Source organism: Thermoanaerobacter sp. YS13 (assembly GCF_000806225.2).
Taxonomy (GTDB): domain Bacteria; phylum Bacillota; class Thermoanaerobacteria; order Thermoanaerobacterales; family Thermoanaerobacteraceae; genus Thermoanaerobacter; species Thermoanaerobacter uzonensis.
Window position 1 is genome coordinate 857,971 of the sequence record NZ_JOOI01000002.1, and the last position, 25,939, is coordinate 883,909.

25 protein-coding genes, 1 tRNA gene, 1 pseudogene and 2 other annotated features are annotated in these 25,939 nt (G+C 35.4%); of the genes and pseudogenes, 26 read left to right on the forward strand and 1 reads right to left on the reverse strand.

Annotated elements, in window-relative coordinates:
* Positions 1 to 12: 12 nt before the first annotated feature.
* The 4 genes from THYS13_RS11995 (at position 13) to radA (ending at position 5,781) form a co-directional block, all read left to right on the forward strand.
* The gene (locus tag THYS13_RS11995) at positions 13 to 2,463 is read left to right on the forward strand and encodes an ATP-dependent Clp protease ATP-binding subunit (protein WP_042834734.1); all 2,451 of its coding nucleotides are present in this window, start codon (positions 13 to 15) and stop codon (positions 2,461 to 2,463) included.
* 72 nt (positions 2,464 to 2,535) lie between these two features.
* Positions 2,536 to 3,000, forward strand: coding sequence for a metal-dependent transcriptional regulator (locus THYS13_RS12000; protein WP_042834735.1), 465 nt, complete (start codon positions 2,536 to 2,538; stop codon positions 2,998 to 3,000).
* 95 nt (positions 3,001 to 3,095) lie between these two features.
* Entirely contained in the window at positions 3,096 to 4,361 is a 1,266-nt protein-coding gene (locus THYS13_RS12005) for an Nramp family divalent metal transporter (RefSeq protein WP_042834736.1), read from the forward strand.
* A gap of 46 nt (positions 4,362 to 4,407) precedes the next feature.
* The gene (gene radA / locus THYS13_RS12010) at positions 4,408 to 5,781 is read left to right on the forward strand and encodes a DNA repair protein RadA (RefSeq protein ID WP_042834802.1); all 1,374 of its coding nucleotides are present in this window, start codon (positions 4,408 to 4,410) and stop codon (positions 5,779 to 5,781) included.
* Between the two features lie 14 nt (positions 5,782 to 5,795).
* Here the strand turns inward: radA and THYS13_RS12015 are convergent, their stop codons facing one another.
* Positions 5,796 to 6,191, reverse strand: a complete 396-nt coding sequence (locus THYS13_RS12015; protein ID WP_042834737.1) for a hypothetical protein — start codon at positions 6,189 to 6,191, stop codon at positions 5,796 to 5,798.
* Between the two features lie 283 nt (positions 6,192 to 6,474).
* Here THYS13_RS12015 and THYS13_RS12020 point away from each other — a divergent pair, with 283 nt between their 5' ends.
* The 22 genes and pseudogenes from THYS13_RS12020 to rpoB form a co-directional block, all read left to right on the forward strand.
* Positions 6,475 to 7,578 (forward strand): PIN/TRAM domain-containing protein, encoded by a 1,104-nt coding sequence (locus THYS13_RS12020; protein WP_042834738.1) that lies wholly within the window; start codon positions 6,475 to 6,477, stop codon positions 7,576 to 7,578.
* An 80-nt stretch (positions 7,579 to 7,658) separates the two neighbouring features.
* Positions 7,659 to 8,342, forward strand: coding sequence for a 2-C-methyl-D-erythritol 4-phosphate cytidylyltransferase (gene ispD / locus THYS13_RS12025; protein WP_029687922.1), 684 nt, complete (start codon positions 7,659 to 7,661; stop codon positions 8,340 to 8,342).
* Positions 8,343 to 8,408: 66 nt separating this feature from the next.
* Positions 8,409 to 9,653: a serine aminopeptidase domain-containing protein gene (locus THYS13_RS12030; RefSeq protein WP_042834739.1), complete on the forward strand. Its 1,245-nt coding sequence runs from the start codon at positions 8,409 to 8,411 to the stop codon at positions 9,651 to 9,653.
* Entirely contained in the window at positions 9,646 to 10,143 is a 498-nt protein-coding gene (gene ispF, locus THYS13_RS12035) for a 2-C-methyl-D-erythritol 2,4-cyclodiphosphate synthase (RefSeq protein WP_201035686.1), read from the forward strand. Before THYS13_RS12030 ends, ispF begins: the two co-directional genes overlap by 8 nt.
* A 44-nt stretch (positions 10,144 to 10,187) precedes the next feature.
* Positions 10,188 to 11,900 carry a proline--tRNA ligase gene (locus THYS13_RS12040; protein WP_029687925.1) on the forward strand — a complete coding sequence of 571 codons (1,713 nt, stop codon included), beginning with the start codon at positions 10,188 to 10,190 and terminating at the stop codon, positions 11,898 to 11,900.
* Between the two features lie 153 nt (positions 11,901 to 12,053).
* Entirely contained in the window at positions 12,054 to 13,511 is a 1,458-nt protein-coding gene (gene gltX / locus THYS13_RS12045; protein ID WP_042834741.1) for a glutamate--tRNA ligase, read from the forward strand.
* Positions 13,509 to 13,724, forward strand: a binding site (T-box leader). Its footprint overlaps the gene before it by 3 nt.
* A 34-nt stretch (positions 13,725 to 13,758) precedes the next feature.
* Positions 13,759 to 14,424, forward strand: coding sequence for a serine O-acetyltransferase (gene cysE, locus THYS13_RS12050; protein ID WP_042834803.1), 666 nt, complete (start codon positions 13,759 to 13,761; stop codon positions 14,422 to 14,424).
* On the forward strand, positions 14,411 to 15,811 hold the full coding sequence (gene cysS / locus THYS13_RS12055) for a cysteine--tRNA ligase (protein ID WP_042834743.1): 1,401 nt from the start codon (positions 14,411 to 14,413) through the stop codon (positions 15,809 to 15,811). The genes cysE and cysS overlap by 14 nt, the downstream gene beginning before the upstream one ends.
* Positions 15,796 to 16,224, forward strand: coding sequence for a Mini-ribonuclease 3 (locus THYS13_RS12060; protein WP_042834744.1), 429 nt, complete (start codon positions 15,796 to 15,798; stop codon positions 16,222 to 16,224). Before cysS ends, THYS13_RS12060 begins: the two co-directional genes overlap by 16 nt.
* A 9-nt stretch (positions 16,225 to 16,233) precedes the next feature.
* Positions 16,234 to 16,977 (forward strand): 23S rRNA (guanosine(2251)-2'-O)-methyltransferase RlmB, encoded by a 744-nt coding sequence (rlmB, locus tag THYS13_RS12065; protein ID WP_042834745.1) that lies wholly within the window; start codon positions 16,234 to 16,236, stop codon positions 16,975 to 16,977.
* Entirely contained in the window at positions 16,977 to 17,483 is a 507-nt protein-coding gene (locus THYS13_RS12070; RefSeq protein ID WP_082990418.1) for an NYN domain-containing protein, read from the forward strand. Before rlmB ends, THYS13_RS12070 begins: the two co-directional genes overlap by 1 nt.
* A gap of 81 nt (positions 17,484 to 17,564) precedes the next feature.
* Complete coding sequence (gene sigH / locus THYS13_RS12075) at positions 17,565 to 18,209, forward strand: RNA polymerase sporulation sigma factor SigH (protein ID WP_029687930.1); 645 nt, start codon at positions 17,565 to 17,567, stop codon at positions 18,207 to 18,209.
* A gap of 61 nt (positions 18,210 to 18,270) precedes the next feature.
* Positions 18,271 to 18,346 (forward strand) — tRNA-Thr (locus THYS13_RS12080).
* A gap of 140 nt (positions 18,347 to 18,486) precedes the next feature.
* The gene (gene tuf, locus THYS13_RS12085) at positions 18,487 to 19,689 is read left to right on the forward strand and encodes an elongation factor Tu (RefSeq protein ID WP_042833881.1); all 1,203 of its coding nucleotides are present in this window, start codon (positions 18,487 to 18,489) and stop codon (positions 19,687 to 19,689) included.
* Positions 19,690 to 19,874: 185 nt separating this feature from the next.
* Positions 19,875 to 20,024 (forward strand): 50S ribosomal protein L33, encoded by a 150-nt coding sequence (rpmG, locus tag THYS13_RS14000; protein WP_004402360.1) that lies wholly within the window; start codon positions 19,875 to 19,877, stop codon positions 20,022 to 20,024.
* Between the two features lie 29 nt (positions 20,025 to 20,053).
* On the forward strand, positions 20,054 to 20,251 hold the full coding sequence (secE, locus tag THYS13_RS12090) for a preprotein translocase subunit SecE (RefSeq protein WP_042834747.1): 198 nt from the start codon (positions 20,054 to 20,056) through the stop codon (positions 20,249 to 20,251).
* Between the two features lie 32 nt (positions 20,252 to 20,283).
* Positions 20,284 to 20,808 carry a transcription termination/antitermination protein NusG gene (gene nusG / locus THYS13_RS12095; RefSeq protein ID WP_042834748.1) on the forward strand — a complete coding sequence of 175 codons (525 nt, stop codon included), beginning with the start codon at positions 20,284 to 20,286 and terminating at the stop codon, positions 20,806 to 20,808.
* Positions 20,809 to 20,855: 47 nt separating this feature from the next.
* Positions 20,856 to 21,278, forward strand: a complete 423-nt coding sequence (rplK, locus tag THYS13_RS12100) for a 50S ribosomal protein L11 (RefSeq protein ID WP_042834749.1) — start codon at positions 20,856 to 20,858, stop codon at positions 21,276 to 21,278.
* 47 nt (positions 21,279 to 21,325) lie between these two features.
* Positions 21,326 to 22,018 (forward strand): 50S ribosomal protein L1, encoded by a 693-nt coding sequence (gene rplA, locus THYS13_RS12105; RefSeq protein ID WP_042834750.1) that lies wholly within the window; start codon positions 21,326 to 21,328, stop codon positions 22,016 to 22,018.
* A 47-nt stretch (positions 22,019 to 22,065) separates the two neighbouring features.
* Positions 22,066 to 22,188, forward strand: a sequence feature (ribosomal protein L10 leader region).
* 13 nt (positions 22,189 to 22,201) lie between these two features.
* Positions 22,202 to 22,735: a 50S ribosomal protein L10 gene (rplJ, locus tag THYS13_RS12110; RefSeq protein ID WP_042833886.1), complete on the forward strand. Its 534-nt coding sequence runs from the start codon at positions 22,202 to 22,204 to the stop codon at positions 22,733 to 22,735.
* A 37-nt stretch (positions 22,736 to 22,772) separates the two neighbouring features.
* Entirely contained in the window at positions 22,773 to 23,150 is a 378-nt protein-coding gene (gene rplL, locus THYS13_RS12115; protein WP_003868698.1) for a 50S ribosomal protein L7/L12, read from the forward strand.
* Positions 23,151 to 23,370: 220 nt separating this feature from the next.
* Positions 23,371 to 25,939, forward strand: a pseudogene (gene rpoB / locus THYS13_RS12120) (DNA-directed RNA polymerase subunit beta); the annotation flags it as partial.

Sequence of the window (25,939 nt, forward strand, 5' to 3'; positions counted from 1 at the left end):
GAGGTGTTTATTATGGCGATGTTTGGGAGATTTACAGAAAGAGCTCAAAAAGCTCTTTATTTGGCTCAAGAGGAAGCGAGGTCTTTTTATCATAATTATGTAGGAACAGAGCATATTTTGTTAGGATTATTAAAAGAAGATGAAGGAATTGCAGCAAGAGTTTTGAAAAAACTGGGAATAACTTATGAGGCTACAAGAGAAAAGGTATTGTCTTTGATTGGAATGGGGAATATCCCGGGAGACGTGGTAGGTTACACACCACGAGCTAAAAGGGTATTGGAATTGAGTCTTAGTGAGGCAAGAAGATTTAATACCAGCTATATTGGAACCGAGCACATTTTATTAGGGCTTTTGAGAGAGGGCGAAGGAGTTGCTGTAAGAATTTTAATGGAACAAGGTATAGATTTCAATAGAGTGAGAGAGGAGATTGTAAAAATGCTTAATGAAGAGCCTGCAGGAGGACCTGCAAAGGCTGCAAAAGTTAAAAATACAAATACACCTACTTTAAATCAATTTGGAAGAGATTTAACTGAGCTTGCAAGAGATGGCAAACTTGACCCTGTAATAGGAAGAGAAAAAGAGATTGAAAGAGTTATACAAATCTTAAGCAGAAGGACAAAGAATAACCCTGTCCTCATAGGTGAACCGGGAGTAGGTAAAACTGCTATTGTAGAAGGTCTTGCGCAAAAGATTGTAGAAGGAGAAATTCCTGAAATTTTGAAAGATAAAAGAGTTGTAACTTTAGACATGGCTTCTATGGTAGCAGGTACAAAGTACAGAGGCGAATTTGAAGATAGGTTAAAAACAGTATTAAATGAGGTTATAAAGGCAGGAAATGTGATACTATTTATAGATGAGATGCACACTTTGATAGGAGCAGGGGCAGCAGAAGGTGCAATAGATGCATCAAATATTCTAAAACCGGCACTTGCAAGAGGTGAAATTCAGGTAGTTGGAGCAACTACTTTGGATGAGTACAGAAAATATGTAGAAAGAGACCCTGCATTAGAGAGACGATTCCAACCAATAATTGTAGATGAACCAACTGTGGAGGAGACTATTGAGATATTAAAGGGACTGAGAGATAAGTATGAAGCCCATCATAGGGTTAAAATTACTGACGAAGCTTTAGAAGCAGCAGCTAGACTTTCTCACAGATATATTGCAGATAGATTTTTACCTGACAAAGCTATAGACTTAATAGATGAAGCAGCTTCTCGCGTAAGACTAAAAACAGTGACAGCTCCTCCAGAGATAAAAGAACTGGAAGATAAAATCAATGACCTTATAAAAGAGAAGGAAGAAGCGATAAGAACTCAAGAATACGAAAAAGCTGCAAAAATAAGAGATGAAGAACAAAAATTGAGAGAAGAATTAGAAAAATTAAAAGCTAAATGGCAACAAAATTCTCTTTCTAATGAAAAAAGTGTAGGACCTGAAGAAATCGCACAAGTCGTATCTCTGTGGACAGGAATACCTGTTAAAAAGTTAGCTGAAGAGGAATCAGAGAGATTGCTCCACTTAGAGGAGGTATTACATGAAAGAGTTATAGGACAAGATGAAGCAGTAGAAGCGGTGGCAAGAGCTATAAGAAGGGCAAGAGTAGGCTTAAAAGATCCAAAAAGACCAATAGGTTCATTTATCTTCTTGGGTCCTACTGGTGTTGGTAAAACAGAACTTACAAAGGCTTTGGCAGAAGCTCTTTTTGGTGACGAAAATGCTATGATTAGGCTTGATATGTCAGAATACATGGAAAGACACACTGTATCTAAACTTATCGGTTCACCTCCAGGATATGTAGGATTTGAAGAAGGAGGACAATTAACAGAAAAGGTAAGAAGAAAACCATATTCAGTAATATTGCTGGATGAAATTGAAAAAGCGCATCCTGACGTATTTAACATTCTCCTTCAAATATTAGAAGATGGACGACTCACAGATTCAAAAGGTAGAACTGTGGACTTTAAAAATACAGTTATAATCATGACATCAAATGTGGGAGCAGAACTTTTAAAAAGGCAATCTACCTTAGGATTTATGCCTCAAGAAAAAGAAGACAAAGCCTCTTATGACAAAATAAAAGAAACATTGATGGCAGAGTTGAGAAAGACCTTTAGACCTGAATTCTTAAATAGGGTGGATGAGATAATTGTATTTCATCAGCTCTCAAAAGAAGATATTGAAAAGATTGCTGATATAATGATTAAGGAATTGAATAATAGACTAAAAGAGAACAACATTAAACTGGAGTTTACTCCTGAAGCTAAAGAGGAAATTATCAAACAAGGATATGACCCCAACTACGGTGCAAGGCCTTTAAGAAGAGTTATACAAAGAATTGTAGAGAATCAATTATCAGAATTGATGTTGCAAGGGGAAGTAAAACCAGGAGATGAACTTATTGTAACTGCTAAAGATGGTAAAATAGACTTTGTAAAAAAAGATGCTGTACAAAAGGCTTAGCCTCGTGCTAAGTCTTTTTTTTATTTAAAGATAATATATATGCTATTGAAGGATTAAAAAAGGTGTGAGTATATGGAAAAAGATAGGTTTTACACTGTAAGAGGCTATCAAATTCATTTTCCTAAAGTAAACCAATTGACACCAGCTATGGAAGATTATATAGAGATGATCTATAGAGAAAGTTTAAAAAAACGATATATTCGTGTGAATACACTTTCTGAACTTTTAAATGTAAAGGCTCCTTCAACTACTAAAATGCTTCAAAGATTAAAAGAATTAGGGTTTGTGGAGTATCAAAAATATGGAGTGATAGGTTTAACAGAAAAGGGCAAAGAAATGGGTAAGTTTTTATTGGATAGGCATTCTACTGTGGAGGAGTTTTTAAAAAATTTAGGGGTTAAGGAGGAATTGTTAGAGCAAACAGAATTAATTGAACACAATATATCTATTGAAACGCTAGAAAAAATGAGAAAATTTAATAGGTTTTTGGAGGAAAATCCAGAAGTGAAAGAAAAGTATCAGAAAAATAACCCGTAAATGCGGGTTATTTTTTTGTGTAACAAGACAAAAGCTAAAGACATATTTTAAATAAGGCAAATAAATTTAGCTTTGTCTAAAATGGGGGGATTTATTTGGAAAATCGTGAGTCCATCATAGCGACTAAAAAATTTTTTTCTCTCCGTGAGACCTTTAAAAAACTTTTAAAATATTTTGGTCCAGCTTTTGTGGTAAGTGTTGCCTATATCGATCCTGGAAATTTTGCCACGAATATAAGTGGGGGTTCTATATTTAACTACCATTTAATATGGGTGATACTTTGTAGCAATATTATGGCCATATTTTTGCAAATTATGTCTGCAAAATTAGGAATTGCAACGGGACGCAATTTACCGGAAATGTGTAATTTGATTTTTAAAAAGAAAGTTAATTGGCTTTTATGGATAGCTGCAGAATTGGCGGCTATGGCTACAGATTTGGCGGAATTTTTAGGTGGTACTTTAGGATTGTATTTGCTTTTTCACATTCCTCTTATGTATGCAGGCCTTTTGACAGGAGTGATCACATTTATCATAGTTTATTTAGAAAAATATGGTCAAAAGATAGTTGAAATAGTGATTTTTGCTTTAGTTGCTATTATTAGCCTTTCTTATACTTTTGAACTTTTTTTGGCAAAACCAGATTGGGGAAAAGTGATGTATCATACTGTGATTCCTTCTATACCAAATGGAGAAGCTATGCTAATAGCTGTGGGAATATTAGGGGCGACAGTAATGCCCCATGTGATTTATTTGCATTCTCAGTTAGTCCAATATAGAAATACGGGAAATACATTAGAGGAAAAGAAGGAACATTTGAGGATGGAAAAGATAGATATTTTAGTAGCAATGAATATAGCATTTATAATAAATGCGGCTATGTTAATAGTGTCAGCAGCTGTTTTTTATAAAAACGGCATGGTGGTTGAGTCTATTGAAGAGGCTCACATGTCTTTAAAACCATTGTTAGGGTCTTTGTCCAGTTGGGCTTTTGGCATTGCACTTTTGGCGTCTGGTTTGTCATCATCTGCAGTGGGTACAATGGCAGGTCAGACTATAATGAAAGGTTTTGTAGGATTAAATATTCCACTAAATGTAAGAAGACTTATAACCATGATGCCAGCACTAATAATTATTTTATTAGGTATTGACCCTTTGAAGACCCTTATCATAAGCCAAGTAATTTTAAGTTTTGAACTTCCTATGGCTATAATACCAATGCTTTTAATTACTTCTCAGAAAAAGTTCATGGGGGGATTTGTAAACACACCTATTGAAAAAGTCATTGGTATAATTGTGGCTTCTGTTATAATCTTTTTAAATGGACTGCTTCTGTATTTCACTTTTATGGGAAAAGTTTAAAATTATGATATAATTAAAAGAGAATTTTGTGAAAGATGGTGGAGTTATGGCCAAATCAACTACAAAGTTTGTGTGTAGAGAGTGTGGCTTTGAAAGTAGTAAATGGATGGGAAGATGTCCTAATTGTGACAGCTGGAATTCTTTTGAGGAAGAAATGATAGAGGGTTCAAAAAATTTTAGGGAAACTAAAGATAGATCACAAATATACCTTCTTGAAGATGTAACTTTTTCAGAAGAGGAAAGAATAAAGACAGGGATTGAGGAGTTTGACAGGGTTTTAGGTGGCGGAATTGTAAAAGGTTCTCTTGTTTTAATAGGTGGTGACCCAGGAATTGGGAAGTCTACTTTGTTATTACAAGTAGCAGGTAATATTTCTGATAACAGAAAGGTACTTTATGTGTCAGGAGAGGAATCAATTCAACAGATTAAATTGAGGGCAGATAGAATTTTGAAAGGGAAACAACGAATATATCTCTTGGGCGAAACAAATATAGAAGAGATAGAGAGAAAAATTGTTGATAATAATCCGGATTTTGTTATTATTGATTCTATACAGACGATGTACACTGAGGAAAGTGAGACAATACCAGGAAGTATGTCGCAGGTAAGGCAAGTAACTCAAAAGCTGATGGAAATAGCAAAACAAAAAGACATAAGTATTTTTTTGATAGGGCATGTTACAAAAGAAGGAGCAATAGCGGGACCTAAGGTTTTGGAACATATGGTAGACACGGTGTTATATTTTGAAGGGGATAGGACCCAGTCTTTTAGGATATTGCGGGCTGTAAAAAACCGTTTTGGTGCAACTCACGAAATAGGAGTTTTTGATATGGAGGAGGACGGGCTTTGTGAGATAAGCAATCCTTCTGAATTTATTCTCTCAAATAAGCCGAAAGATGTTTCAGGGACTGCTGTTGTATGTTCTATTCAAGGGACGAGGCCAATTTTAATGGAAGTTCAGTCTTTGATATGTAAGACTACTTTTGGAGTGCCGCGAAGAATGGCCACTGGATTTGACTACAATCGTTTTATATTACTTTTAGCAGTTATAGAAAAAAGACTGGGCATAAGTCTTTCACAATTTGATGCATACGTAAATGTGGCTGGAGGAATGAAAATTCAAGAGCCAGCTGCTGACCTTGGAATAATTGCTTCATCTCTTTCTGGATATTTTAATATACCTATTCCTGAAGATGTTTGTTTTATAGGAGAGGTGGGATTGACGGGAGAAGTAAGAGGAGTCAGCAATATAGATAAACGAATAGGTGAAGCACAAAAGATGGGATTTTCTCAAGTTTTTATTCCTGAGATGAAAACAAAAGGAATGAAAAAGTTTGAAAATATAAATGTTACTAAAATAAAGGACATAAAGGATATTATGGATTTTTTGAGAGAAAGAGAACAAAAAGCGTCTTCATAAGGAAGACGCTTATTTTATAACATGTTAAATATACCCAAAGCATTCAATTCTTTGTGTTTTTTAAGAAGTATATCGTAAAAATTAAGCCCTAAAACATTACACAAAGCGATTATGTAAAATACATTGTTACCTATTTCTGTTTCTATAACTTCTTTACAGTTTTCACAGAGTTGGCCTTCAAGATGGGTTTTGAAATATTTATGGGCTTCTTCCAGAGTTGCATCAGGAGGAGTTTCTTGTTTGGTGGCATTTATCCTTATGCAACCGCACTCGGTTACTGATTTAGCAACAGCTCTATTTATACGGGCACTGCTCTCTTGTATTTTTGTAAGTATGTCCATTATACTTCTGTGGCGTAAGAGGTATTCATCTACTGTATTTTGAAGGTCGTCTACAATAATATCTTTCATTTTTTGGTCCACTCCCGTTCTATGAGTTTTTAAGACTTTTCTTGCTTTTATTATAGACTTAAACCATTACCATGTCAATATTTAGAATGGCATTTAAATACATTATATAGCATTAATGTAATTTTAATCTTTTATTAAATTGACAATCCATCTACATAAGTAGTATACTGTAATTAACAACCACTTTATACGTGTAAAAATTGTGAAATATTTTTATTTATTCCCCCTATACTACTTATAATAATGTGAAAAATAGCCAATAATAGAGATAGGAGGTGATAATGTGGTGTATAAAATTATAAGAGGTGGAATTGGATTACTGGGAATGGCGGCGGGCTTTGAATTGGCAAAGCTTTTGCTAAATCTTGTAAAAGACCAGAATTTTGTGCTTATCCAGTTAAATTATTTTTCAACAGTGATTGCTTATGTTATAGGTACTTTAATAGGTGGAATCATATTTTATGTTATTTCTCCTAAATTTATAAAGTGGGGGAAAGACTTTGAACAGTGGTTGGAAGCAAAACTTCAGAATATGCCGATTGATGAAATTTTAATAGGAGCATTTGGGCTAATAGTAGGGCTTATTGTGGCTAATTTGCTGAGTGCGCCTCTTTATCCTATTTCAGTTATAGGTAAAGTAGTGCCAATTCTCTTGAATTTATTTTTGGGGTATTTAGGTATTAGAATTTCTTTAAAGAAAAAAGAAGATATTTTAAATGTGTTTTCCTTTATGAAAAAATTGGGACCGCAAAAGACTCCTAAAAACGAGTATAGTGGAGTCCCAAAAATTTTGGATACTAGTGTAATTATAGATGGCAGGATATTTGACATATGTAAGACAGGCTTTATTGAAGGCCCTTTAATAATTCCGGCTTTTGTATTAGAGGAATTAAGACATATTGCAGATTCTTCTGATTCTTTAAAAAGAAATAGGGGTAGGCGAGGACTGGATGTTTTAAATAAAATACAAAACGAGTTAAATATCAAAGTAGAAATTGTAGATAAGGAAATTGATGCAGCAGAAGTAGATACAAAACTTTTGAAACTTGCCCAAATGCTAAAAGGCAAAATAATAACTAATGATTATAATTTAAACAAAGTAGCGGAATTTCACAGGGTCCCTGTTTTGAATATAAATGAACTTTCCAATGCGGTAAAACCAATTGTTCTTCCGGGAGAAGAAATGGTGGTGCAAGTTATTAAAGATGGCAAAGAGGCCGGGCAGGGGGTTGCTTATTTGGACGATGGCACGATGATTGTTGTAGACGGTGGCAAAAAATTCATAGGTAATACTATAGAAGTGCTTGTGACTAGTGTTTTGCAAACTGCCGCAGGAAGAATGATATTTGCAAAGCCCAAACAGGCAGAACAAGAAAAGGCTATATAAAAACGCAGGGAAACCTGTGTTTTTTTATGGGGAAATGATATAATTGGAGTGTGCATTATTTTACTTGTGAGGTAGAGAAAATGAATGCAAGTGCAGTTGTAGTGGCGGCAGGTAAAGGCATTAGAATGGGTCACACAGTAAATAAAGTATACCTTACTATAGCAGGTAAACCAGTTTTGTATTATTCTCTCAAAGCCTTTGATGAAATTGATTGGATTAAGGAAATTGTTGTTGTTGTATCGAAGGAAGAAATGGAATATTGCCAAGAAAATGTAGTAAAAAAGTATATTTTCAAAAAACCAATTAAATTAGTAGAAGGAGGTAGTGAAAGGCAGTATTCTGTTTATAATGGAATTACAAATACAAAGGTAGATTGCGAAATTATAGCAATTCATGATGGAGCAAGGCCTTTAATTGAGAAAGAAACAGTTATAAAAGCTTTAAAAGAAGCTTATTTACATAAAGCAGTAGCATTGGGAGTACCTGTCAAAGACACTATAAAAGTAGTTGATGGGAAAAATTTCATTTTAAATACTCCTGATAGAAAATATTTATGGGCAATTCAAACCCCTCAGGTATTTGAAAGGAATTTGATTATTAAAGCTCATCAAAAGGCACTGGAGGATGGTTTTTTGGGGACAGATGACACAATATTAGTGGAGAGATTGGGTTACAATGTAAAAGTAGTTGAAGGAGACTATAGAAATATAAAGATAACTACGCCTGAGGATTTGATTGTAGCAGAGGCTTTTTTAAAAAAATAACGTTTTTTGTGAATCCTCATATAATTTAATAGAGAATTTTCTATTAAATTGTATGAGGGTGATTTTATGGATAACCCTGTAGTTTTTGTACACGGGATATTTGGATCTATTTTCGTTCCAACTCCTTTAGGGGAAATATGGAGTTTTGGTCCTGCGGCTTATGCTTATAGTTCCTTTATAGAAAATTTGGGCAAATTAGGCTTAGTAGAAGGGAAAAATCTATTTATATGTTATTATGAATGGTGGAAAAGTGTACCAGATTCTGTTGATACCCTTAAACTGACTATTGAGGAGGCAAAAGCTAAGACTGGCAACACTAAAGTAGATTTGATATGCCATAGCATGGGAGGACTTTTAGCGAGAAGTTATATAGAGAGCGATAAATATCAATTTGATGTGGATAGATTGATATTTTTAGCTACTCCCCATTTTGGAGCAGCAAATGCTTATTATGGTTGGGAGGGGGGTACTGTAGCTCCAGAGGATGATGATTTTATAAACATGCTCTTTAAAGGGTTTTTGTGGATTTTTTCAAAAATAAAAGGAGAGAGTGATACCATAACTGTTATTAGAAAATATATCCCCTCTGTGAAAGACTTAATGCCTTCTCGCGAATATGGGAATTATATTTTTATGTATCCTACTCGATATGATAAAATTTTGTTTAAAAATATTGAGTATATGAAAGTTATAAATGAATTTTTGAATAGTCTAAATGAACAAATAGGAACTTTATACGACAGAGTCAAGAAAATCTATGTTTTTTCAGGAGATGAAATATATACTAATAAGTTTATTCAAGTAGAAAAACCAGTAAGTGAGATAGTATGGCCAGATGGCAAGCCAGTAGGTGTAATAAGAGACGATAAAGGGGACGGTACAGTCCTTAAAAAAAGTGCGTTAGGGGTAGACGGAGAAAAATTTATTGTAAAAACAGGTCATATTGGGATTTTAAATGATTCTATTCCTTATTTGCAGGAAATATTGGGTGTTAAAGGAAAGCCCCAAGTTTCTATTTTAGAAAAAGTTGTATCATATTTGAGCATGATAACGGACAAAAAAATTATAGTGCTGGACAGAAGTAAAAATGCTATAAGTTATGATATCTTTGGGAAATACACATGGCATCTAAATTTAAAGCCTGAAGGGGAATATCGCATTTCTGTAAGAGATCCTTTTGTTTCGGAGGTATATATTGAGACTAATAAGGGGAATTTTGTAAAAAAGATTAAACCATCTCGCTTTGCAAGAGGCGTAAGTATGAGTTTAGAAGTTGATAAAGAAGGGAATTTTAGAGTAAAGGATGGTTGAAGTGAGAGTAGGGTTGGGATACGACGTCCACAAGTTTGAAAATGGAAGAAAGTTAATACTGGGAGGAATAGAAATTCCCTATGATAAAGGTTTGGCAGGCCATTCTGATGCAGATGTTTTAATACACGCCTTAATTGATGCTATTTTAGGAGCAGCTGGTTTAGGGGATATAGGTGAGCACTTTCCTGATACTGAGATAACCTATAAAAATATTGATAGTAGCCTTTTATTAAAAAAAGTGTTGGCAATAATAGGGAATAAATTCAGACTAAATAATGTGGATTGTATTATTATAGCGCAAAGGCCTAAGTTATCTCCTTATAAAGAGCAAATTAGAATAAAATTATCAGAATTATTAAAAATTGAGAAAGAAAGAATAAATGTAAAAGCAAAAACAGAAGAAGGATTAGGTTTCACAGGTAGACAAGAGGGAATAAAAGCCTATGCTATTGTCAGTTTAGAAGAATTGGGTGTTGACATAAAAAAGTAGGTAAAATAAAATTTACTTAAAACTATGTACTTAGGAGGATGAAGATGAGACTATCGCAGCTGTTAGTTCCGACTTTAAGAGAAATTCCTGCTGAAGCTGAAATTCCCAGCCATATTTTAATGTTAAAGGCTGCATTGATGAGGAAATTGGCTTCAGGGGTATATATTTATTTGCCATTAGGGCAAAGGATACTTAGGAAAGTGGAGCAAATTGTGAGAGAAGAGATGGACAGAGCTGGCAGCCAAGAAGTGCTTATGGCTGCTCTTATTCCTGCAGAGCTTTTGAAAGAAAGTGGAAGATGGGATGTATTTGGCCCTGAGATGTTTAAGCTAAAAGACAGAAATGAAAGAGACTTTTGCTTGGGGCCTACACACGAAGAGGTTTTTACAGACCTTATTAGAAATGAAGTGAAGTCTTATAGGCAGCTTCCTCTTATTTTATATCAAATTCAAACTAAGTTTAGAGATGAAAGGCGCCCGAGATTTGGTGTCATGAGAAGTAGAGAATTTATAATGAAGGATGCTTACAGCTTTGATGTGGATTGGGAAGGCTTGGATAAGTCCTTTAATAAAATGTATGAGGCTTACTGCCGAATATTTGATAGATGTGGACTTAAATATTTGGTTGTAGAAGCTGATTCAGGTGCTATGGGAGGAAAAGACTCAAAAGAGTTTATGGTGATTTCTAGTATAGGGGAAGCAGCAATAGCTTACTGTGACAATTGTGGTTATGCTGCAAATGAGGAAAAAGCAGAATGCCTTATCAATCAAGAAATAGTCGAAGAAATGTTGCCAAAAGAAAAAGTATATACACCAAATGTTAGAACAATTGAGGAGTTAGTTAATTTTTTGGGAATTACTCCTAATAAATTTGTAAAAACGCTTATATACAAGGGAAAGGACAACGTTGTAGCAGCATTAGTTCGAGGAGATAGAGACTTAAACGAAACAAAGCTCTTAAATATTTTAGGAATAAGAGAAGAAGAATTAGAATTAGCAGATGCCTCAATAGTTGAAAAGGTTACAGGAGCAAAAGTCGGATTTGCAGGACCTATAGGATTAAAAGGAGAAGTAATTATAATAGTAGATAATGAGATTCCGGAGATGAGAAATTTTATAGTAGGAGCAAATGAGACAGATTATCATATTAAAAATGTCAACTATGGTAGAGATTTTAAGGCTGATGTTGTGGCGGATATCAAAAATGTTATTGAAGGAGATAAGTGCCCAAGGTGTGGTTCGCCGCTTAAAATTGACAGAGGTATAGAAGTAGGACATATTTTTAAGTTGGGGACAAAGTACAGTGATGCATTGGGAGCTAAGTATGTAGATGAAGGTGGGAATGAAAAGCCAATTATAATGGGCTGCTATGGAATAGGAATTAATAGAACGGTGGCGGCTATTATAGAGCAACACCATGATGAGAAAGGTATTATATGGCCTATGAGTGTTGCACCCTATCATGTGATTATAGTACCTGTCAATGTTTCTAATGAAGCTCAAAATCGAGTAGCAGAAGATATATATGCTGTTTTGCAAAAAGAGGGAATAGAGGTTTTAATAGATGATAGAGATTTAAGAGCTGGTGTCAAATTTAATGACGCCGATTTGTTAGGAATACCTATAAGGATTACAGTTGGGAAAAAAGTAGATGATGGAATAGTGGAAATAAAATTGAGAGAAAAAGAAGAAGCAGAAGAGGTAAAAATTTCTGATGTCGTAGAAAAGGTGAAAAATATTATAAAAGAGAAGATGTGAGGGATTCCTCAAAGGGAATTCCTTATTTTGCATTGAAAAAATATTTGTCAAAATTACACACACAATTGTCACTTCATCTATTTAAAAAGCGCAAAATTTGTTATAATTAAATCTAGTATAAAGTATTAACTTAAAAAGGATGGAGTGACATACATGAGCAATTTGAGGGTTAGATTTGCACCAAGCCCTACAGGCGCTATTCATATAGGAAATATAAGAACTGCTTTATTTAATTATCTCTTTTCAAGGAGTGAAGGAGCTACTTTTGTTTTAAGGATTGAAGACACGGACTTAGAAAGGTCTTCAAAAGAGTTTGAAGAATTGATTTTTAAAGAATTAGAGTGGTTAGGTATAGAATGGGACGAAGGGCCAGACAAACCAGGTCCCTATGGCCCTTATAGGCAAAGTGAAAGACTTAAAATTTATCATAAATTTGCCCAGAAACTTATTGAAGAAAAAAAGGCATATAGATGCTATTGTACTCCGGAGGAATTAGAAGAAGATAGAAGAAAGGCAGTAGAAAGAGGAGATATACCTCATTATTCTGGAAGGTGTAGGTATCTTACAAAGGAACAAGAAGAAGCTTTTATAAGAGAGGGAAGAAAACCTGTAATAAGGTTTATTGTTCCTGACGATGAAGTTATAGAGTTTGAAGACATGATAAAAGGGAAAATTACAATAAAAAGTGATACTTTAGGCGGGGACATGGTAATTGTCAAATCAGACGAAATGCCTACTTACAATTTTGCAGTTGTAATAGATGACGCTCTTATGAAGATTACCCATGTCATAAGAGGAGAAGACCATATATACAATACTCCGAAGCAGATACTCATTTACAAGGCTTTAGGATTTGAAATTCCTAAGTTTGCCCATGCGCCTTTAATATTGGGGCCAGATAGGACTAAACTTTCTAAAAGGCATGGGAATACTTATATAGGCCAGTATAGAGAATTGGGATATTTGCCAGAAGCTATGTTTAACTTTTTATCTCTTTTAAGTTGGTCACCGGAGGATAATGTAGAAATCATGTCAAAAGAAGAAATAATACAGAAATTTAATTTCAGAAGGATTCACAGTGCCAATCCTGTTTTTGACATTGAAAAGCTTAATTGGATGAACCAACAGTATATACAAAAAAGCTCTGTTGAGAGAATTGTAGATTTGGCTATTCCACATTTAAGAAAGGCAGGATACATTGACGAAATAGATGATATGATGTATAATTGGCTAAAGGATGTGATATCTCTTTACAAAGATGGACTCCAATATGTGGCTCAAATTGCTGAGAGAGCTAAGATGTTTTTTGTAGAAGAAGTTGAGTATACTGATGAAACAATGAAAATATTGAATAGTCTAAATAGTAAAATTGTACTGGAAGCAGTTAAAAAAGCTATAGAAGAGGCGGATGAAGTAACAGAGGAATATGTAAAAGATTTGCTTAAAAAGTTACAGAAAGAAACTAAGATAAAAGGGAAAGAATTTTTCATGCCAATCAGAGTAGCAATAACAGGAAAAGACCATGGACCTGAATTGGTAAAGATTATTCCTCTTTTGGGAAAGGATAAAATTATAAATAGGCTTAAAAAAGCGATAAATTTAATAAAGTAAAAAGCGATGAGGAGAAGAGTATTATAACATAAGCCTTCAGAGAAGAGCTACCATAGGCTGCGAGTGGCTCGAGGATATGTTATAAGAAGTGCATCTCCGAGCTGTATTCCTGAAATTTTAGTAGGGGGTTACCGGCCGCTGCCGTTATCGAAAATGAGTGGAGTTTAAAACTCAAACAGAGTGGAACCACGGGAGTCCCCCCTCGTCTCTGAGATGAGGGGGGTAAATTTTTATGGAGGTGTTTGATATGTTTAAAACTTTAAAAGAAGATATCCAAGTTATTTTTGAAAGAGACCCTGCTGCCAAAAGTGTGCTTGAGGTTATATTATGTTATCCCGGGCTTCACGCTATAATACTACACAGAATTGCCCACTATTTGCATAAAAAAGGTTTAATTTTAATTCCCCGGCTTATTTCACAGTTCAATAGATTTCTTACAGGGATTGAAATACATCCTGGTGCTAAGATAGGTAGGAGATTTTTTATCGATCACGGGATGGGAGTTGTAATTGGGGAGACTACAGAAATTGGTGACAATGTGACAATATATCAAGGGGTAACTTTAGGAGGTACAGGAAAGGAAAAAGGTAAAAGACATCCTACTATAAAAGATAATGTGGTTATAGGAAGTGGTGCGAAAGTATTAGGTCCTATAGTAGTAGGAGAAAATTCTAAAATTGGTGCGGGTGCAGTTGTTTTAAAAGATGTACCACCTAATAGCACAGTAGTTGGAGTACCTGCTCGCTGTGTAAAAAAAGATAATATACGTATAGCTTCTCCATATGTGGTGGATTTAGAGCATGGTAAACTTCCTGACCCTGTGGAAGAGGAATTGCAAAAATTAAGAAAGAGGATTGAAAGGTTAGAGCAAATTTTAATTGAAAGGAAGGAAGAGGAAGATGAAGCTGTATAATACTCTTTCAAGGACAAAAGAAGAATTTGAACCTTTAAATGATAAGATAGTGAACATGTATGTTTGTGGACCTACTGTATATAATTATATCCACATAGGAAATGCGAGGGCTTTTATTGTATTTGATACAGTGAGAAGATATTTAGAATATAAAGGTTATAAAGTAAATTACGTTCAAAATTTTACTGATATTGACGATAAAATAATTAAAAGAGCCCAAGAAGAAAATGTTACTACAAAAGAAGTTGCGGAAAAATATATAGACGAATATTTTAAAGATGCAGATAATTTGGGTATAAAAAGAGCAACAGTTCATCCTAAAGCGACAGAGCATATAGAAGACATAATCGAATTTATAAAGATTTTAATCGACAAAGGATATGCTTATGTGGTAAATGGAAATGTTTATTTTGAAACTGCTAAGTTTAAGGATTATGGGAAACTTTCCCAGAAAAATATAGAAGAATTGCAGGCAGGTGCAAGAATTGAGATAAATGAAGAAAAGAAAAATCCATTGGATTTTGTTCTCTGGAAAGCTCAAAAGCCCGGTGAACCTGCATGGGATAGTCCCTGGGGAAAGGGAAGACCAGGATGGCATATAGAATGCTCTGCTATGTCTACGAAATATTTGGGCAAAACTTTAGATATCCACGCAGGAGGTCCTGATTTGGTATTTCCTCATCATGAGAACGAAATTGCTCAGAGTGAAGCAGCATATGGTCAACCATTTTCTAAATATTGGATGCATATAGGTTATTTGAATATAAACAATGAAAAGATGTCAAAATCTAAAGGGAATTTCTTTACAGTAAGAGAAATAACAAAAAAATACAATCCTGAAATTTTAAGACTTTTTATGCTCATGGCTCACTACAGAAGTCCAATTAATTTTAGTTTAGATTTAATGGAGCAGGCTAAGTCCGCTTATGAAAGATTGTTAAATGCGATGGCCAATTTAAAACATTTGTTTACTGCGTGCAAAGAGAAGGAATTAAACGAAGAAGAAAAGAGAATAAAGGAAAAGTTTGAAGAATATAAAAAGGAATTTGAAGAGGCAATGGATGACGATTTTAACACTGCGGATGCCATATCAATTTTGTTTGAAATAGCAAAAACTGCTAATACAAATCTCAGTGGAAATTCTTCGAAGAAATTGGTAGAATATATTTTAGATATGTTTTTAAAACTCTCAGAAGTTTTGGGACTTTCTTACAGAGGCGTAGAGACTGAGCTCAATGATGAAGAAATACTAGCTTTAATAGAAGAAAGGCAAAAAGCAAGAAAAGAAAAGAATTGGAAGTTAGCTGATGAAATAAGAGATAGGCTGAGAGAAAAAGGAATAATTTTGGAAGACACACCAGAGGGAGTAAGATGGAAAAGAGTGTGATGGGGTTTTTGGAAAGTCCAAAGTTACTTACGAAGGAGGGGGTGTTGAGTTTATCCCCCCTTGTTTTAGCTTTTATTGGAGATGCTGTGTATAGTTTATACATTCGCACCAAAATTGTGGCTCAAAAAAATCAGTCTGTTAATTTTTTGCACAAAGAGACAATTAAGTACGTAAAAGCCAAAGCTCAGGCAGAATCTATAAAAAGAATTTATGATCTTCTCTCAGAAGAGGAAAAAGATATAGTTAGAAGAGGAAGGAATATGAAGTCTAATACTACACCTAAAGGAGTAGAAGTACAGGCTTATAGGTATGCTACGGGATTTGAAGCATTGCTAGGTTATCTTTATCTTGCAGGAGAATATAAAAGATTAAAAAACATTCTTGAGCTTTCTGTACAAGTTATTGAAGAATAGGTGATGATTATGAAAGAGCAGGATGTAATTTTTGGTAGAAATCCAGTAATCGAAGCCATAAAAAGTGGGAAGGAAATCGAAAAAATATACGTTTCTAAAACAGCAGGAGGAAATATTTCAAAGATAATAAATTTTGCAAAAGAAGCAGGCATTGTAGTTTCTACTACTGATAATGACACTTTAAGTAAACTGGCCGGTGGTCGAAATCACCAAGGAGTCGTAGCTTTGTCTGCTGTATATCAATACTTTGAAGTAGAGAACCTTTTGGAATATGCTGAACAAAAGAAAGAAAAACCTTTTTTGCTGATATTAGATGAGATAACTGACCCTCACAATTTGGGTGCGATTATAAGAAGCGCAGAGGCTTTTGGGGTCCACGGGATAATAATTCCAAAAAGGCGGGCTGTAGGGGTAAATGCTACTGTTGTAAAAACTTCTGCTGGAGCAGTAGAATATATGAGGATAGCAAAAGTATCAAATATTAACAATACAATACGAGATTTAAAAGAAAGAGGCGTATGGATAGTTGGAACGGATGTAAACGCGGAAAAAAGTTTTGAAGAGCTGAATTATGATTTTCCTGTTGCTTTCGTTATTGGGAATGAAGGGAAAGGGGTTTCTAAATTAGTTTTACAAAATTGTGATTTTATAGTAAAGATCCCTATGAAAGGTAAGATAAACTCTTTAAATGCTTCTGTAGCAGCCTCCATTTTAATTTATCAAGTACTTTTAAAAAGAAAAGATAAGGCGTGATGTCCTTGTACATGTTGGTGGATGGTTATAATGTAATAAATAATTGGCAAATACTAAAAGAAGAAGCACAAAAAAATTTGCAAGATGCGCGGGACAAGTTAATAGATATGTTGGCTGATTTTAAAGGATATTCAGGTATAAATATAATATTAGTTTTTGATGCAATGTATGTAAAAGGAAGTTTAGAAAAACATGAAGAAATTAGTGGTATTGAGGTCGTTTACACAAGAGAAGGCGAATCGGCAGATCACTTTATAGAATTAAAAGTGGTGGAATTAGCGAAAAAGGAGCAAGTAATTGTGGTAAGTTCTGATTGGACTGTGCAACAGGTGGTTTTAGCTCATGGTGCAATAAGAATGTCTGCAAGAGAGCTTTACGAAGAGATGAATAAATACATTGAAAGTCATAAAAAAAGCTATGTGAATACAATTTATAAGGATAATTTGGAAGAACGACTTGATAATGAAATAGTAAAAAAGCTGCGTAAAATGGCAGAAAACAGTTAAAATTAGCTTGACTACCTTTACCAATATAATGTATAATTATAACGTATAAAGTTGCCGGAATAATAAATGGGGGCGGTATTGGTGAAATCTGGGGCGCAGCAGGATTACTATCAACTCTATGATCAAATGGAAGAAGAGGAGGTAGTTTTTAGAGCTCAAAAAGGCGATGAAATTGCTTTAGAGTACCTTATTGAAAGGTATAAAAGCTTTGTAAAAGCAAAAGCTCGTGCTTATTTTTTAGTAGGTGCGGATAAGGAAGATATTATTCAAGAAGGGATGATAGGCCTTTATAAAGCAATTCGGGATTATAAAAGTGACAAGCTCACTTCTTTCAAGGCTTTTGCGGAATTATGTGTGACTCGTCAAATTATTACTGCTATTAAAACTGCAACAAGGCAGAAGCACATACCCCTTAATTCTTATGTTTCCCTCAATAAGCCCATCTTTGATGAAGAATCTGATAGGACTCTGATGGACGTTGTTTCTACCCAGTGCATTGCTGACCCTGAAGAGTTAATAATAAGCAAAGAGGAATACGTTAACATTGAGAGCAAGATGGGAGAATTGTTGAGCGGCTTAGAGTGGGAGGTCTTGGTATCATATTTAGATGGTAAGTCTTATCAAGAAATTGCTGAAGATTTAAATAGGCATGTTAAATCCATAGATAATGCTCTACAACGGGTAAAAAGAAAATTAGAAAGATATCTTGAAATGAGGAACAGCTAACTATTGACATTTAGAAAACTTTATAGTAAAATCAAAAATCGGAGTCGTGATATTCCCTTTTGCCCACGTAGCTCAGTAGGCAGAGCGTCGCCTTGGTAAGGCGGAGGTCACCGGTTCGATCCCGGTCGCGGGCTCCAATTTTGTTATTGAAGTTTTTTTATTATACAAGGTTTGGAATTTTTTAAAGCACACGAATAAAGATGTATAAAGTGTCATTTTTGTGACATAATTTTAAGAAACACCAGGATAAGTTTATTGTGTAAAGGAGGAAAAGAGGATGGCGAAGCAAAAATTTGAGAGGAAGAAGCCCCACGTAAACGTAGGGACGATAGGTCACGTAGACCATGGTAAGACGACATTAACAGCAGCGATAACGATGGTATTATCGAAGGCAGGGATGGCAGAAGCTAAGGGATATGATGAGATAGACAAGGCACCAGAGGAGAAAGCAAGGGGAATAACGATAAACACGACTCACGTAGAATATGAGACAGAGAAGAGGCACTATGCACATGTAGACTGTCCAGGTCACGCAGACTATGTAAAGAACATGATAACAGGGGCAGCGCAGATGGACGGGGCGATATTGGTAGTATCAGCAGCAGATGGTCCGATGCCCCAGACGAGGGAGCACATATTATTAGCGAGGCAGGTAGGAGTGCCATATATAGTAGTATTTTTAAACAAAGCAGACATGGTAGACGATCCAGAATTAATAGAATTAGTAGAGATGGAAGTAAGGGAATTACTAAACGAATATGAATTTCCAGGGGATGACACACCGATAGTAGTAGGGTCGGCATTAAAGGCATTGGAATGCGGATGTGGCAAGAGAGAGTGCGAATGGTGCGGGAAGATATGGGAGTTAATGGATGTAGTAGACGAATATATACCGACACCGGAGAGAGACATAGACAAGCCATTTTTGATGCCAGTAGAGGACGTATTTACGATAACAGGAAGGGGAACTGTTGCGACAGGGAGAGTAGAGAGAGGGAAGGTAAAGGTAGGAGACGAAGTAGAGATAATAGGATTGACGACAGAATCGAGGAAGACAGTAGTAACAGGGGTAGAGATGTTTAGGAAGACGATGGATGAAGCGCAAGCAGGTGACAACATAGGGGTATTATTAAGAGGAGTACAGAGGGACGAAGTAGAGAGAGGGCAAGTATTAGCGAAGCCAGGGACGATAAAGCCGCACACGAAATTTGAGGCGCAAGTTTACGTATTGACGAAAGAAGAGGGAGGAAGGCACACACCATTTTTCAATGGATACAGGCCACAATTTTACTTTAGGACGACAGACGTGACAGGGGTAATAAACTTACCGGATGGAGTAGAGATGGTGATGCCAGGGGACCATGTAACGATAAAAGTAGAGTTAATAACACCGATAGCGATGGAAGAAGGTTTGAAGTTTGCTATAAGAGAAGGCGGCCGTACAGTAGGTGCTGGCGTCGTGTCAGCTATCATAGAATAAAAAGAAGCCGGGTTCAAACCTGGCTTCTTTTGAGTTAAATCAATGGCTTTAGTAGACTGTGGAAAATGTCAATCAATGAGCCACCCATAAATCGTTGACACAGACTTTTTGTTTTTGGTGATTGACAAGAAGTTATATTTATGATAAATTTGACTAAGCAGTCGAATCACCGGGAGGTGTAATAGTTGAGAGTAAAAATTACGTTGGCATGTACTGAGTGTAAGAATAGAAACTACCATACGACAAAAAATAAGAAGAATGACCCTGATAGGTTAGAGCTAATGAAATATTGCAAATTCTGCAAAAAGCATACCTTGCATAGAGAGACTAAGTAGTTTTTAAAACTTCAAGAGGATGTGAGGAAATGGCCGGTGAAGGAAGAAAAATTGTCAAGTTTTTTAAAGATGTAAGGGCAGAAATGAAAAAGGTGACATGGCCAAGCAGAGAAACTATGATAACTTATACTGAAATTGTATTAATAGTAGTGGCTCTTGTGACAGTATTCATTTTTTTGATTGACTCAGTTTTTAGTTATCTCTTAAAGCTTATTATTAAAGTTTAAAGGAGGTTGGGGCGAGTCCCCAGAGATTAACTATGCCAGAAAAAGAAAATGCAAAGTGGTATGTGGTTCATACCTATTCTGGATATGAAAACAAAGTCAAAGCTAATTTAGAAAAGATTGTAGAAAATAGGAATTTACAGCATTTAATTCACCAAATCATTGTACCTACGGAAAAAGTTGTTGAGATTAAAGATGGTAAAAAGAAAACTGTTGAGAGAAAGATTTTTCCGGGTTATGTTTTGGTGAAAATGGTTATGACGGATGATACTTGGTACGTTGTGCGAAATACCAGGGGTGTTACAGGATTTGTAGGTCCTGGGTCTAAACCTGTACCATTGAGTGAAGCAGAAGTTAGGGCTTTAGGTATAAAAGAGATTCCAACTGCAGTTGACCTTAATGTAAAAGATACTGTCAGGGTTATTTCAGGACCTTTTGAGAATTTTATTGGAGTAGTTCAAGAAATTTATCCAGAAAGACAAAAGGCGAAAGTTTTAATTTCTATGTTTGGGAGAGAGACACCGGTTGAATTTGACCTTGTACAGCTTCAAAAAATATAAAAAGTAGAAACTTATAAGCTATTTTAATTTTGTAAGGAGGTGTAGTCATGGCAAAGAAAGTGGCAGCAGTTGTAAAAATACAATTGCCAGCGGGGAAAGCTACTCCTGCGCCACCAGTAGGTACTGCATTAGGACCTCACGGTGTTAATATAATGGCTTTTTGCAAAGAATTCAATGAAAGGACAGCCAAAGACGCAGGGCTAATAATTCCTGTTGTTATTACAATATATGCAGACAGGTCATTTAGTTTTATAACTAAAACTCCACCAGCAGCTGTGCTAATCAAAAAAGCAGCTGGAATAGAGTCTGGTTCTTCGCAACCTAACAAACAAAAAGTAGGGAAAATCACAAGGGAGCAGCTTAGAGAAATTGCTGAAATCAAGATGAGAGACTTAAATGCTTCTGATATAGAGGCTGCTATGCGGATGATAGCAGGTACTGCAAGAAGCATGGGTATAGAGATTGTATAAAAATAAGTGGGAGGAAAGTCCGACACTACCACAAGGAGGTTAGAAAAGTGAAGCGAGGGAAAAAATATTTAGAGAGCTTAAAGTTATATGACAAAACACAGCAGTATTCCAGTGATGAGGCAATAGATATTGTTTTGAAAACTGCAAAAGCAAATTTTGATGAAACTATTGATTTAGCTGTAAGACTAGGTGTTGACCCAAGACATGCTGACCAACAGGTAAGAGGTACAGTAGTGCTTCCTCACGGAACAGGAAAAAGTGTGAAAGTATTAGTTTTTGCAAAAGGGGAAAAAGCTAAAGAAGCAGAGGCAGCAGGTGCTGATTATGTGGGAGCAGAAGAATTAGTTGCAAAAATTCAAAATGAAAATTGGTTTGATTATGATGTTGTAGTTGCAACTCCTGATATGATGGGAGTGGTAGGGAGATTAGGTAAAATATTAGGTCCAAAAGGATTAATGCCAAACCCTAAATCAGGTACTGTGACTTTTGATTTAGAAAAAGCTATTAAAGAAATTAAAGCTGGTAAGATTGAGTACAGGGTGGATAAAGCAGGTATAATTCACGTTCCTATAGGGAAAAAATCCTTTGGGAAAGAGAAATTATTAGAAAACTTTAGAGCGGTTATAGATGCTATAATTAAGTCTAAACCAGCAGCCGCAAAAGGACAATACATCAAAAGTGTAGTGTTATCTTCTACAATGGGACCAGGTGTGAAGGTTAATCCTTTAAAGATTTTTTAATAAAAATTGTTGACAGACAAAAAGATGTAAGGTATAATAAGTGACGTTGAAATTGAATAAAAAGACCGTAGACAGTGGGTGTGCTTTTGCACGTAAATCCCACCGAGGTTTTTAAAAATAAATTCCCAAAAGGGATCCTCATGTCTACGGGATCCTTTTTAAATTTTTTAAGGAGGTGGGAAGGTGGGCACAGCAAAAGAGAAAAAGCAACAAATCGTAGCAGAGTTTAAAGACAAATTGTCACGAGCACAAACAGTGATTTTTTCAAACTTTAGTGGCTTGACTGTAGAAGATGATACTATATTAAGACGCAAATTTAGAGAAGCTAATTCTGAGTACAAAGTCTACAAAAATACTTTAATGACTATTGCAGCTAAAGAACTAGGTTATGGGGATGATTTAGTCAAGTATTTTGAAGGACCAACTTCTGTAGCTTTTGGATATGATGACCCTGTTGCGCCTGCTAAAGTTCTTGTGGAATTTATGAAAGATCACAAGGGTATTGAGTTAAAGGCAGGCCTTGTAAATGGAAAGTTAGTGACTGTTGAGGAAATTAAGGCTTTGGCGGAGCTTCCCTCAAGGGAAGAACTTGTGGCGAAAGCTTTGGGCAGCATGAAAGCTCCTATTACCAACCTCGTTTTTGTGTTGTCTGGCACTTTGAGAAGCCTGCTTTATGCTTTAAATGCAGTGAAAGAGAAAAAGCAAGCTGAAGCTTGAAAATAAAAATAAAAATTTTAAAATGGAGGTAGAAAGAATGAGCAAAGAGGAGATTTTGGAAGCCATAAAAAATATGACAGTTCTAGAATTGGCTGAGTTGGTAAAAGCTTTAGAGGAGGAATTTGGTGTATCTGCGGCAGCTCCTGTAGCAGTTGCAGCAGCTCCAGCAGCTGGAGCACCAGCAGCAGCACCAGCTGAAGAAAAAACAGAATTTGATGTTATTTTACAAGAAGTAGGTAGTGACAAGATAAAAGTTATCAAGGTTGTGAGAGAAGTAACAGGTTTAGGATTAAAAGAAGCAAAAGATTTAGTAGAAAGTGCTCCAAAGCCAGTTAAAGAAGGAGTAAGCAAAGACGAAGCAAATCAAATTAAAGCAAAATTCGAAGAAGTTGGTGCAAAAGTAGAAATAAAATAAGGGCAAAAAATTTGCCCTTATTTTTTTATGGGGAATTGTTGACATAAATCTTCACTTGTGCTATTATAATAAATTGCATTAATAGTGGCCTTTTTTATTTGTTAATATATGTATAAGAGGGAGCCTGTTGGTGAATAATAATGGTAAAATAGGGTTATTTTGCATGAAATCCAAAAGTGGGAAACTTTTGGTAATTTACATTTTTTAAGGGGTGAAATGGATGGTAAATCCTGTACAAGTGGGCAACAAGACAAGAATGAGCTTTGCTAAGATCGATGAAGTGTTAGAAATGCCCGACCTTATTGAAGTTCAAAAGAAGTCATACAAATGGTTTTTAGAGGAGGGGTTGAGAGAAGTCTTTAGAGAAATTTCCCCTATAGAGAGCTTTACAGGAAATTTGGCGTTAGAATTTGTGGATTATAGATTAGAAAATAACCCCAAGTATTCAGTAGAAGAATGTAAAGATAGAGATACTACATATGCTGTGCCGATGAAAGTCAAAGTACGCCTTACCAATAGGGAAACAGGGGAAATTAAGGAATCTGAAGTATTTATGGGAGATTTTCCTTTAATGACAGAAAAGGGTACTTTTATTATAAATGGCGCAGAACGTGTAATTGTAAGCCAATTGGTTAGATCTCCAGGAGTTTATTATGAACAACAATTTGATAAATTTGGGAAAAAATTAATTTCTGCAACTGTAATTCCAAATAGAGGGGCTTGGCTAGAATATGAAGAAGATTCCAATGATATAGTATATGTTAGAATTGACAGAACAAGAAAAGTTCCAGTTACTGTATTATTAAGGGCGTTGGGTTATAGTACTGATATTCAAATTCTTGACCTTTTAGGAGAAGAGGAAAAATTAAAAGCTACTTTAGATAAGGATACAACAAAATCTGAAGAAGAGGCTTTAATAGAAATTTATAAAAGATTGAGACCGGGAGAGCCACCTACTGTTGAGAGTGCCAAAAGCCTTTTGTATGCATTATTTTTTGATGCAAAAAGGTATGATTTAGCAAAAGTTGGGCGCTATAAATTTAATAAAAAACTTGCGTTAAAAACGAGAATTGTAAACTTAAAAAGCGCAAAAAAGATTGTCAATCCTGTTACAGGAGAGATATTAGTAGAAGAAGGAGAGAAAATTTCCAAAGAAAAGGCAGAAGAAATTCAAAATTGCGGCATAAATGTAGTAGAAGTGTTAGTAGAGGGTAAAGTAGTAAGAGTAATAGGTAATAATACGGTGGATATAAATAAATATCCAATGCCTTATGATGTATCTAACTTAAATATAAAAGAAGCAGTAAATTTAAGTATATTAAAAGAAATCCTTGATAATTTCTCTGATGAAGAGGCAGTAAGAAACGAAATAAAAAATAGAATGGATGAACTTGTTCCAAAGAACATTACTAAAGATGACATTATAGCCACTATAAGCTACCAACTAAATTTAACTCATGGGATAGGTTCAATAGATGATATAGATCATTTAGGAAATAGGCGACTCAGGTCTGTAGGAGAATTATTGCAAAATCAATTTAGAATTGGACTTGCGAGATTAGAAAGAGTAGTCAAAGAGAGAATGACAATCCAAGATGTGAATGAAATTACTCCTCAAAACCTTATAAACATTCGCCCAGTTGTTGCAGCCATTAGGGAATTTTTCGGAAGCTCCCAGCTTTCTCAATTTATGGACCAAACTAACCCTTTGGCAGAACTTACTCATAAGAGAAGAGTAAGTGCTTTAGGTCCTGGAGGACTTAGTAGAGAAAGAGCGGGTTTTGAAGTAAGAGACGTTCATTATTCTCACTATGGAAGGATATGCCCAATTGAGACTCCTGAAGGACCTAATATCGGTTTGATTGGATCTTTGACTACCTATGCTCGCGTAAATGAATATGGATTTATTGAAGCTCCATATAGGAGAGTAGACAAAACTACTGGTACAGTTACAGATGAAATTGTATATATGACTGCAGATGAAGAAGATGAATATATTATAGCTCAAGCTAATGAACCATTAGATGAAAACAACAGGTTTATTAATGAGAAAGTGGTATGTAGATTAAAAGAAGAGATAATAGCAGTACCTCCAACAGAAGTGGACTTCATGGACGTTTCACCAAAACAGATAGTGTCTGTTGCTACTTCTATGATACCTTTTTTGGAAAATGATGATGCGAATAGAGCCTTGATGGGCTCTAACATGCAGAGGCAAGCAGTACCACTTATAAAACCTGAAGCGCCAATAATTGGAACGGGCATAGAATATAAGGCAGCTGTTGATTCTGGTGTAGTAGTATTAGCAAAAAACGATGGAGTAGTAGAAAAGGTCACCGCTGATAAAGTTATAATTAGAACAAAGGACGGTAGAAGGGATGAGTATAATTTACTTAAATTTAAGAGGTCAAACCAGGGAACTTGTATAAACCAAAGGCCTATTGTAAATGAAGGAGATGAAGTGAAAAAAGGGCAAGTTATATGCGATGGACCTTCTACTGACAACGGAGAACTTGCACTTGGGAAAAATGTCTTAGTAGGATTTATGCCTTGGGAAGGTTATAATTATGAAGATGCTATTTTGATAAGTGAAGAATTGGTTAGAGATGATTCTTTGACTTCTATTCACATAGAGGAATATGATGCAGAAGCCAGAGATACGAAATTAGGTCCAGAAGAAATAACGAGAGAGAATAACCGAATGTAGGTGAAGATGCTTTAAAAGATTTAGATGAGAGAGGAATAATACGTATAGGTGCAGAAGTTACCGCTGGTGATATATTAGTAGG